Raw genomic sequence first — 10893 nt, forward strand, 5'->3', positions numbered from 1 at the left:
TAGAATAGATTATGTTATTAATTTTCATGGTAAGTTAATTATAACACAAAGAAAGACCTTGAGTTCATTGCAAAACTCTTGGTCTTTCTTTTTTATGCGGGACTATTCTTTTTTCACAGCCCCTTTTGCTACTACTAATTTATCCACTGAATAAACGCAGTTTTATCCGAACTGTTATAACCCGCATTTCGATGGAAATTCAATGTACTTTCCTCCTTCGAACCGGTAAGCAGCATCATCTTGTAGCAATGGTTCTGTTCAGCTATTTTCTTATTCGTGGTAGAATGACCTTGTAAGAAAACCTGAATATATGGGGCATACCGTAAATTTCCGCACCAAGAAACTATCCTATAAGGATAAGAATTCTGTGCACAATTCACCGGAGGACTGGATTATTTTTGAAAACACACAGGAAGCAATTGTGGACGAAGAAACACGGATTACTGTTCAGAAAATCCGTGAAACCAAGCACCGTCCTAAGTTTTCCTGTTTCACCAGCAATAAGTTTCTTAATGTCTGCTTTAATTCCATTTTCTAGTGGCAACAGACCATACAAGTAAGAGACAGATAAAGAAAAAGACCTTACCAAAATTCCTTTCCAGTTTGGAAAAGAACTTCAGTAAGGTCTTCTTTAAATGCAATTAATATCATATTTCACTTAACACATTTGCGTTAGATTCTGTTGCCAAATCGTTGCCAAAACTTAACACTTTTTGTTTGGAAGATGTGTAAATAAAGGCTCGATTTTCACAAAAGGTTATTCAAACTCCCTAACTTAATCCTTGTCTTAAACATTTTTGTTAAGGCGTTCTGTTATGATTTGACTCCATTTGGTTTCATCTGCACCAATCACATGTGCTGTATGAGCTAATGTTATCAAATTGTTATCAGTATTATGTTATCACATGTTAAATAGATCTGCATGTGTTCCTGTATCGACCAAGGTCAATGTCAGAATACCATCTTCTTTTAAATATATTAGTAGCCAATCCGGTTGAATGTGGCACTCTCTAAATCCTTGGTATTTTCCTTTTAATTCATGGTCTCTATACTTTTCTACTAAAGGAATATTATTCTGAAGCATAGTGACGATATCCTCTAAAAGAGATATATCAAGGCCTCTCTTCCTAGCTAATTTCAAGCTTTTCTTAAATTTGCCAGTAAGTATCAATTCATACTGCATCCATCAAGGTCCTCCATGGCATCAGAAAAGCTACTGTATCTCTTTGTTTTAGGATCCTTGCTAATTCTTTTCGCTTCTTCCATAGCCTCAATAACCTCTGGCTTATATTGTGGAACTACTACATCAAATGGAAGACCACCTCTCATAACACACTGTCTGAGGAATATATTCATTGCGCTGGACATATCCATTCCTAACTGCGAAAAGAGCTCTGTAGCCTGCTTTTTTAAATTTTCATCAATTCTTACCTGAGTAGGTACTGTAGCCATTTGAACACCTCCCATATAACACATTTGCCTATAGTATATACTCATTTCTTAATACCTATTATATGAAGAAAACCATCATTTGTCAATATTTAGGTTTACATTGTAATCCAAATGTATTATTCTGTTTTCCAATACTCATTAACATTCCTTAATGTAGCACCTATTATTTTATGATTTCTTTTGTTGGATGTCCATATCATTTCGTTGGGACAAAGAAAATGATACAATTCAACGATGAACCCTTTAGACAGCAAAAAGGGGGTTCAAATGAACACCCCTATGAAGTCTGCTGCTCTTTAATTTTATGTATATGCTGACGCATTATTTTATTATTACACCATCTGAAATCTTGGTTAGAAAGCTCTCTAACTGAGTCTTTTTTCTTCCATAACACTCATATATGCTGGTCTGATGATTTTATCCGTGCAAATCATCTCTTCTATTCTGTGTGCACTCCAACCTACGATTCTAGCTACTGCAAACATGGCTGTATAAAGTTCTACCGGTATACCCAGCATATCGTAGACAAATCCACTGTAAAAATCTACATTGGGACTGACACCTTTATAGATATGTCTTTTATCTGCTATGATCTTTGGAGCAAGCATCTCTATGTTTTCATACAATTCAAGATCTTTTTGCCTTTTCTTTTCCTCTGCCAGTTGTTTTACATAATCTTTAAATACTCTCTCCCTCGGATCAGAAATAGAATATACTGCATGTCCCATTCCATAGATTAAGCCCTTTTGGTCAAATGCATCTTTATCAACAATCCTTCTTAAGTATGCTTCTATCTCATCCTTATCTGAATAATCCTTTATATGCGCCCTAATATCATCCATCATTTCCATTACCTTAATGTTGGCGCCTCCGTGTTTTGGTCCTTTTAGCGAACACATTGCTGCTGCCATCGTAGAATAAGTGTCAGACCCGGATGACGTAACGACTCTTGTGGTAAATGTAGAATTATTACCTCCTCCATGTTCCATATGCAAAATGAGTGCCGTATCTAAAACCTTTGCCTCTGTAAGGGTATATTTCCTGTCTGGTCGCAGAAGCATCAATAGATTTTCCGCGGTGGAAAGCTGTTTATCGGGATGATGAATATACATACTCTCATTTTTTTCATAATGATTGTAAGCATTATATCCATATACTGCCAACAATGGGAACTCACTGATGAGCTGGATGCACTGACGCAGCGAATTGCTGACACTTGGTTCTTTTACCTTTTTATCATAAGATGCCAGGGTAAGAATACTTCGGGTCATGGAATTCATGACATCCTCCGAAGGTGCTTTCATAATGACATCCCTTGTAAAATTGGTTGGCAATGTCCTACACTCTCCAATAATTCTATCGAAGTCTTCCTTCTCTCTTTCATCAGGCAGTTTTCCCATCAAAAGAAGATATGCTATTTTTTCAAATCCAAACTCATTTTGTCCTAAACAATGAATCAAATCTTCCACTCGATAGCCCCGGTACCACAATTCCCCATCGCAGGGAATCTTCTGATTATCAACAATTTTTGAAGACACTATTTTTGATATGTTGGTAAGTCCTGTAAGGACACCTTTCCCATTTTCATCTCTAAGCCCTTTGTTTACGCCATATTCTTCAAATAACCGCGGAGCAATGTTATCATTTTTCAGACAAACTGCTTCCAATTCTTCAAAATAATCATTCATCTGCTCCGTTGTCATCTCTATTCACCTCCAGATTCTCCACCTCACTGCTCATAATAGTTTCCAACTGCTTCATAAGCTGTAGTAACTGAATCAAATTATCCTTTCCAAACTTTTCGAACACCTTCCCGTAATACTTCTTAAGTGTTTCTTCCTGCGCCCTTAACAGGCTTCGTCCGCTTTCTGTAATTGTAACATAGGTGCCCTCACTGCCGTTACCGTCATGAGACCATAATACATATCCTACGTCTCGTAGCTTTTCTACCATTTTAGAAATCTGTCGCATCGTCATCTGAAGCTTGTCCGCTAAATCCTTCAGATAGACTCGTCCTGAATAAATGTCGGATGTCTCCTCCATTGCAATATATTGTAATGCAATGTATTCCGGGATACTCATTTTCATAAAGACATCTTTTCTATGCTCCCGGTTAAACAAGTGCCTTTGGTATATCAATTCGTTGGACAGCTTTATAATATCTGTATTTCCTATAGTTTCTGCCATATTACTCCTCCTTTATTTAAAATAAGGGAAGCAACAGACTGTCACTTCCCTTCGTAAAAGAGAATGGATTATTTTAATAGCCCATTTCCGGTTGTGCCGGCATTGCAGGTGCTGTTTCCTTAATATTTGCCACAGCAGCCTCCGTTGTTAATAAGGTTGATGACACACTAATCGCATTGGAAAGTGCACTTCTTGTAACCTTGACAGGATCAATAATTCCTGCATCGACCATATTGACGTACTGTTCAGAAATTGCATCAAAGCCTATGCCCTCATCTGACTCCTTTACCTTATTGATGATGACAGCACCCTCTAGGCCTGCATTTTCAGCAATGGCACGAAGCGGAGCCTCCAATGCCTTGGCTACAATCTCTGCTCCTGTTCTCTCATCACCCTCCATGCTTGATATCATGTCATATACTGCCTTTTGTGCGTGAACATAAGCAGATCCGCCGCCACTGATGATGCCCTCTGACACAGCAGCCCTAGTGGCATTTAATGCATCCTCCATACGATACTTAGCTTCCTTCATCTCTGTTTCAGTTGTAGCTCCAATCTTAATAACTGCAACACCACCGCCGAGCTTAGCCACCCGGTCTACCAGCTTATCCCTGTCGTACTCAGAAGCATCTGCAGCCTGTCTCTTAATCATTGCGATTCTTTCTTCAATGTCCTGTTTCTTGCCCTCGCCATCCACGATGGTTGTATGTTCCTTTGTTACTTTAACTGATTTAGTCTGTCCAAGCATATCAACTGTGATATCCTTTAATTGCATGCCAAGGTCATCGAGTACTGCCTGTCCACCTGTCAGAATTGCAATATCCTTTAACATCTCCTTACGACCATCACCATACCCCGGTGCCTTTACAGCTACGACCTTGAGTGTGCCTCTCAACCTGTTTACGATTAGTGTTGTAAGTGCTTCACCCTCTACGTCATCTGCAATAATCAGCATTTCTCTTCCCTGCTGCATTACCTGCTCCAATATAGGAAGAATATCCTTTATATTAGATATCTTTTTGTCCGTAATCAAAATGTATGGATGATTCATATTAGCTATCATCTTTTCTTTATCATCACACATGTAAGCAGATAAATAACCGTTGTCAAACTGCATTCCCTCTACAACCTCTATCTCTGTCTGCATCGTCTTTGATTCTTCTATTGTGATGACGCCATTCTCTCCAACCTTTTCCATTGCATCGGCAATCATTGTTCCGACTTCATCATTACCTGCAGATATTGCAGCAACCTTTGCAATGTGATCTTTTCCGGTTACAGGCTTGCTCATTTTAACCAGTGCTTCAATAGCTGTATCTGCTGCTTTCTTCATTCCTTTTCGCAAAATAATTGGATTTGCACCTGCTGCTATATTTTTCATACCCTCGCCTACTAGAGCCTGTGCCAAAACAGTTGCCGTTGTCGTGCCGTCTCCTGCAATGTCATTCGTTTTGGTTGCGACCTCTTTCACAAGTTGTGCACCCATATTCTCATAAGGATCTTCCAGTTCAATCTCCTTTGCAATCGTAACACCATCGTTCGTAATCAAAGGAGTTCCGTAAGATTTATCCAATACAACGTTACGTCCCTTAGGTCCGATTGTCACCTTTACAGTATCTGCCAGCTTATCAACGCCTGCTTCCATCTTTTTTCTTGCATCGATATCAAACAAAATTTCCTTTGCCATGTTAATTCCTTCTTTCTACATATAAAATAACTGTATTTTTATTTTACTACTCCACAATTGCAATAATATCGGACTGATTTACGATGATATATTCCTCATCCTCCAACTTAACATCTGTACCGGAATACTGAGAATAAATCACACGGTCGCCTTCTTTTACCTGCATTTCTGTTTTCTTTCCATTCTTTTCACTTCCAGGTCCTACTGCAATGACAACAGCTGTCTGTGGCTTTTCTTTTGCACTATCCGGTAATATAATTCCGGACTGGGTTTTTTCTTCTGCTTCCTGCTGTTTTAAAACAACACGCTCTCCTAATGGTTTTAACTGCATAATCATTACCTCTTTTCTTTATTGTTAGCACTCTCTTGTATTGAGTGCTACTTATTTTGTAAAAAATATATGCTTCATATGAAGCATATACAAACAGTTTGTTTCCAAACTGTTTGTTTAAAAAGGATTATAGCACATAAAAAACCTATGTCAACCCATTTTTTCAAAAGAAATAAAAAAATTGCACACCGATTACTCGGTGTAACAATTCCTAGTCATTCTCCAACAATCTGTCTATATTATGACTAATCTGCTCAGACACCCGGTTAAATACCGCCAAAGAACTTTCATCAATTCCTTCCACCACCTTGGCGGTTAACTCTGCCCAGAGAATCTCCATTTCCTGACAAAGATGTTCCGACGCATCAGTCAGCTCATATTTCACATATCTACGATCTTTATCATCTCTTTTGCATACAATGTATCCTTGTTTAACAAGATTCTCTAAAGTAGTAGACATATGACCTTTATTCATCTGCGTGTACCGACATATATCCGTCAATGTTGTTATATCATCATAATGAGATAGCAAATAAACAACTTCCAGTTCCAATCTGTTTAGGTTTGTCTTATTTTTTACATCAACCATAGCTTTTTCAAGAAGACGATTAAACTTTCCACCTCTCAAATTTTTTTCAATATTCATCAAAATTTCACTCCTATTTTGTTTTTACTCTTTTTACAAAATATCAAATTAATCCATCAAAATTTTTTTCATGGGACATCTTATCGTTTATCATATCATATCGCCTACATTTTTTCCACATAAACCACCCCAGTATTTCACTGCCCGAGTGCCATCAAATCCTATTTCTATACTCTTACTTCAAATCCGTTCTTGAATATGAATCTTATATCATCCTTAGCTTTTGCAACCACTTCCTGCACAAAGCTGCTCCAAATCCCGGCATCGAACTCGCAGGTTATGCCGTCCTGCTTTTCCAAAGTGCGAATGAACTTATCATATTGCAGTACTTTATCCTTCCATGTTTTCACTTGAACCATTAGGTCATCAATTATCCCCTGCATGTGTTCCAGTTCCCGATCATAGATTTCATTTAATTTTTCCAAAGTCCCTGATGCCTGCGCCATATCAATAAGACGGTTGAAATCTTTCTCAGAAATTTTGACTGATGGCTCACTTCCAAGAATAGAGGGAAGCTGTTTTGCATTCTTACGAATCACCGCAAGTTCCTTTGCAACAGGCTTTCCAGCAGCCAATACTTTATCAATTTTCTTTTCATATACTGCATAGCGTTTTTCCCTGTCTGCGATTTGCTCATTTATTTCATCAAGATGCTTTTTGCTTTCTTCAACTTCTTCCCTTGCATCTACAATTTCAGCACCTACTGATGCAATCACACTTTCAGCTTCCTGTTTTTCGGCATTTAAGATTTCAAGTTCTGCCGTCAATTCCTCTGTAGCCCGCATAGCTACCTTATATTCGGGAATTGTGTAATTATCACGTTTTACTCCAAGGATTTCTACCTCAATCCCCCGCTCCAAACACAATCCTTTTAAATATTCACGTTCTCTTTCCTGCCAATGAGTTGTCTCATTATCTGTCTTTGAGACAGCCGGAGCAATCCCCATTTCCTGTAAAGCCTTTGTAAGACTATTTCTTGTATGCATCTTTGTTTTATATCCATGTGCTACAGGAATATAATCAAGATGCAAATGTGGTGTTGCTTCATCCATGTGGAGAACCGCATTAAACAAATACAGATTCGGATTTCGTTCCTGAAAACTTCTGGCATATTCATCTAATATTTCACTTGCTGCTTTTGCGTCCACAGATAGATTTCCCTCTGAATCCAGGACACCTGTATCATCCTTTTTTCCAATCTGTACAACAATCTCATAAAATTGTTTCTCTCCATTTCCGGAATTCTTTATGTCCTTCAAATAATCCGTAACCTGCCGGTCCTTTCGTTTCTGCTTTGCATTATATTCTGCTATCGCTTCACCAAAGCATAATAGGAAATCGGACGATCCATTATGGCTTCTGCAAATTTCAGGTACTCTTCCTTTGTCCAGAATGACATTTCCTTGTTTTCCTCCTGTCCCATACATCCGGCATTTCTTGCAGGATTTATATTCAGCTGATAATATTTTGCTGCATGATTGAATAAAGCACTCAGTTCCGCATGAATTGTTTTCAGGTAACATTGTGATAATGGCTCCCCATTTGGCTTTTTCAGCTTCATCATTGTATTCTGCCAGTCAATCACATCCTTTGCCGTGATCTCTGACAGTTTCCGTTTCCCTAAATAAGGAAGAATCTTCTTTTCGATAATTACCTGCTTTGTCAGCCATGTATTTTCCTTGAGCCTCGGTCTGACATCCTGCTCATATAATTCATAGAAAGCTTCCAGTGTCATATCAATATCAGCGGTCTTTTGCAACTTGAACTGAGCCTCCCATTCTAAAGCTTCACGCCTTGTGGCAAAACCTCTCTGGCACTTCTGTTTATTCTGTCCCGTCCAGTCCTTGTATCGCACCATCGCATACCAGGTGCCATTCTTATCATTCTTATAAACCGGCATTATGCATCCCTCCTCTCATAATTCTGAGTCTGATAAAAATGCTCATAGAAGAATTTTGTATCAATTCTTCCCTGTATGGTCTGAAATCCCAGATCCTGCATTTCTTTGTTAAGCTTTCTGATCAGCTTATAAGCATAACTTTCTGATACTCCTAAAATCTCTTCCACATCTGAAACTCTTAAAAACATTTTTTCCATAATCCTTCTTACCTTCCTTTTCTTAAATCTGTTATTGTGATACTTGTCGTTTCCCTTTGACACTTTCCTGGCGGGTAACCTCTGGTTTCATTAGCCTAATTGACTGTTTTGGACTGCGCCGTTTCCGCTCCCTCCATACGCTCCCTTTCGATCATCGCATACTTTTCCGGAGTCATAATCATTTCTCAGACGATCATTCAGTTTTTATCTTAAACTAATTTGTTTAAGTCTTTGTGAAATCTAAAACACTAAACAATTTTGTTAAAGTCAAGCGAATAATTAAACTTATTTGTTTAATTTGTTCTTGAGTGCACTAAACAAATATGTTAAAATAAACAGTGTCAAACAAATACAGGTGTGATGCTTGCATCTCTATCTGTATTGTTTAGACACGTAAACCACATGAGGAAGTAGCCCACAGGGCGGATTCCTCATGGGGTCAGATTTCGGAAAAATCTGGTTTATTTTTCTTACAGCGAAAGGAGCATTACCATGGCAATAGGAGAACGAATCCATTTCTTCCGCACCAAACGCGGAATGACTCAAAAATATGTAGGAGGACAGATTGGCTTTGATGAAAAATCCGCCGATGTCCGTATGGCTCAATATGAAAAAGAAACCCGTGTTCCAAAGGACAACCTGATCAAGGCACTTGCAGATATATTTGATGTAAATCCGGAAGCACTGAAAGTTCCGGATATTGATTCCTATGTTGGTCTTATGCACACTCTTTTTACCCTTGAAGACCGCTATGGTCTTAAAATAGAGAAAGCGGAGGACGGACAGCCTCGTCTTTATCTCGATTTAAAGCATTTTCCTGACAGCAGCCAGCTCTACGACATGATGATGGACTGGATGGATAAAGCAGAGGCTCTGGAGTCTAAGCAGATCACCCAGGATGAATATGACCAGTGGCGCTATCACTATCCAGTTGTTGGTCAGACAACACATACTCATTTCGCAAAAGTCATCCCTTAGGAACTCAGCGACATGCTTATTGCTGAGGGCAAAAAAATCGATCAATCTGAAAATAAGAAGAAATAATGCTCTTCGAATCGTTTCAACCGGCTTACTTTCAGGCAAAGAAAAAGGCCTTGCCAAGCTAATTTTTCATTAGCTCGACAAGACCTTTTATTGTCTTATCTGAAACCACACCTGTTAACCATTTGCACTATTTATCAATAATGCAATTTATCACAGTGTTATCATTTTGTTATCAAATCGTTATTGAAAAGCCTCAGAAACCGCATAAATACGGCATTCTTTGAGTTGCTTTCTGTCTCAGGGCAAATCCCTTTATCCTGTTTGGGGCAATCTTGTTTATTCTGACTATCGTGATAAAGGTCTTTACCCTGAGACAACAATAGCCATGAATAATGATTCCTCTTTAAAGATAAAAGAATTCGCATATCTCTCTAAACTATGGTATTTACAAGGTTTTCGGCTACTACGGGATAAAATAAAAAGAGACCGTAAGATGAGGAATACTTGGACTCATCTTATGGTCTCTGATTAGTTTTATTTAGTTGTAGGCGATACGTTCATTTGCCCTTTAACACTTTCATTACTCAAACTCCCTAGTTCCATATCTTTTTCTGATGTGAAACTATGGTAAAATCGGTGTTTCTATTTTTTTATATCTTCCAAAACACCTAGTTTTTCTTGTGCTTTTTCGATAAATAGAATCATTTTAGAATCACGAAAGAATCATCCGTGATTCTAAGAGTTACTTCTTTATTCTACAAAAGCACCCTTAACACAACGAACAATTTTGACATCATTCGTCTAAAAACAGTATAACATACCAGCCACATAAAAGCCAGTAGAAACTTAACTATTGAATCTAAAAAAATCCTCCAGATTAATAATCTGAAGGATCCTTTTCTGTCCAATATTTATATTACTCATTTTTTCCAATAAGATTTTGCCAACCTTTTGCAAGTATTGATCCAACCCCATCTTGCTTAGTTATTGCTCCTACACTCCTTGCTGATGGAGCATGTTTGTTTTTTGATTTTGCAACATCACTCATTATATTCGCTGCCTGTGCATCAGTTAAATTTCCTATCACAAAAGATAAGTAATTATCCTTTTTTCCTGCCATATTTGATTCCTCCTCTAAAAAGTAAATACTTTTGTTTCACCATCTTCCATTGTCTTTTCTACCAGGCCTTCTCCAAATCCAATTTCTGCCATCTTCACAGGGTCTATACCCATTTCTCCGCTTTCATTAAAAAGAATATTATAAACATCTACTGTTCCATTTTTTCTCTTTACAGCCAAGAATTTCTCATTTAAAGAAATCACCTCGTCACCTTTTTTCAATATATTAATTTTTATCATTTTCTACCTCCCCCTGTGTGTTAGGTAGTGTCAAGTTAACTACCTTTTTTATTTTTATAAACATTATATTTTCAAGGATTTCTCACATTTTTTTACAAAAAAAGTGATTACCCCCTAAAAAAGCAGTATAATTGAATCTGCGAAAACACA

12 protein-coding genes and 2 pseudogenes are annotated in these 10893 nt (G+C 37.9%); 2 read left to right on the forward strand and 12 right to left on the reverse strand.

Annotated features, from left to right (window positions below):
• Positions 1-301: 301 nt before the first annotated feature.
• Positions 302-538, forward strand: a pseudogene (locus tag FYJ75_RS13950) (recombinase family protein); the annotation flags it as partial.
• A 363-nt stretch (positions 539-901) separates the two neighbouring features.
• On the opposite strand, the gene FYJ75_RS13955 reads toward FYJ75_RS13950, so the two are convergent.
• From FYJ75_RS13955 to FYJ75_RS14000, 10 genes and pseudogenes are all read right to left on the reverse strand, one after another.
• Entirely contained in the window at positions 902-1183 is a 282-nt protein-coding gene (locus FYJ75_RS13955; RefSeq protein WP_154431020.1) for a type II toxin-antitoxin system YafQ family toxin, read from the reverse strand.
• Entirely contained in the window at positions 1168-1452 is a 285-nt protein-coding gene (locus tag FYJ75_RS13960; RefSeq protein WP_154431021.1) for a type II toxin-antitoxin system RelB/DinJ family antitoxin, read from the reverse strand. The genes FYJ75_RS13955 and FYJ75_RS13960 overlap by 16 nt, the downstream gene beginning before the upstream one ends.
• Positions 1453-1817: 365 nt before the next feature.
• Positions 1818-3155, reverse strand: coding sequence for a citrate/2-methylcitrate synthase (locus tag FYJ75_RS13965; protein ID WP_154431022.1), 1338 nt, complete (start codon positions 3153-3155; stop codon positions 1818-1820).
• Entirely contained in the window at positions 3133-3639 is a 507-nt protein-coding gene (locus FYJ75_RS13970; protein WP_075681754.1) for a MarR family winged helix-turn-helix transcriptional regulator, read from the reverse strand. The genes FYJ75_RS13965 and FYJ75_RS13970 overlap by 23 nt, the downstream gene beginning before the upstream one ends.
• A 73-nt stretch (positions 3640-3712) precedes the next feature.
• Positions 3713-5326: a chaperonin GroEL gene (gene groL / locus FYJ75_RS13975; protein WP_154431023.1), complete on the reverse strand. Its 1614-nt coding sequence runs from the start codon at positions 5324-5326 to the stop codon at positions 3713-3715.
• Positions 5327-5372: 46 nt separating this feature from the next.
• Complete coding sequence (groES, locus tag FYJ75_RS13980) at positions 5373-5657, reverse strand: co-chaperone GroES (RefSeq protein ID WP_075681758.1); 285 nt, start codon at positions 5655-5657, stop codon at positions 5373-5375.
• 211 nt (positions 5658-5868) lie between these two features.
• Positions 5869-6303, reverse strand: a complete 435-nt coding sequence (locus FYJ75_RS13985; RefSeq protein WP_154431024.1) for a MarR family winged helix-turn-helix transcriptional regulator — start codon at positions 6301-6303, stop codon at positions 5869-5871.
• Positions 6304-6470: 167 nt separating this feature from the next.
• On the reverse strand, positions 6471-7562 hold the full coding sequence (locus tag FYJ75_RS13990; protein ID WP_235907121.1) for a plasmid recombination protein: 1092 nt from the start codon (positions 7560-7562) through the stop codon (positions 6471-6473).
• A gap of 65 nt (positions 7563-7627) precedes the next feature.
• Positions 7628-8203: pseudogene (locus FYJ75_RS13995) on the reverse strand (tyrosine-type recombinase/integrase); the annotation flags it as partial.
• Positions 8203-8400 carry a helix-turn-helix transcriptional regulator gene (locus FYJ75_RS14000; RefSeq protein WP_154431027.1) on the reverse strand — a complete coding sequence of 66 codons (198 nt, stop codon included), beginning with the start codon at positions 8398-8400 and terminating at the stop codon, positions 8203-8205. The pseudogene FYJ75_RS13995 and the gene FYJ75_RS14000, both read right to left, overlap by 1 nt.
• A gap of 492 nt (positions 8401-8892) precedes the next feature.
• On the opposite strand from FYJ75_RS14000, the gene FYJ75_RS14005 reads away from it, so the two are divergent.
• Positions 8893-9378, forward strand: a complete 486-nt coding sequence (locus FYJ75_RS14005) for a helix-turn-helix domain-containing protein (protein ID WP_154431028.1) — start codon at positions 8893-8895, stop codon at positions 9376-9378.
• 922 nt (positions 9379-10300) lie between these two features.
• Here FYJ75_RS14005 and FYJ75_RS14010 read toward each other — a convergent pair.
• Positions 10301-10504 carry a hypothetical protein gene (locus FYJ75_RS14010; RefSeq protein ID WP_154431029.1) on the reverse strand — a complete coding sequence of 68 codons (204 nt, stop codon included), beginning with the start codon at positions 10502-10504 and terminating at the stop codon, positions 10301-10303.
• A 14-nt stretch (positions 10505-10518) separates the two neighbouring features.
• Entirely contained in the window at positions 10519-10743 is a 225-nt protein-coding gene (locus tag FYJ75_RS14015) for a hypothetical protein (protein WP_154431030.1), read from the reverse strand.
• Positions 10744-10893 lie beyond the last annotated feature (150 nt).

The sequence above is a fragment of the Roseburia porci genome (genome assembly GCF_009695765.1).
In the GTDB taxonomy this organism is placed as follows: Bacteria; Bacillota; Clostridia; order Lachnospirales; family Lachnospiraceae; genus Roseburia; species Roseburia porci.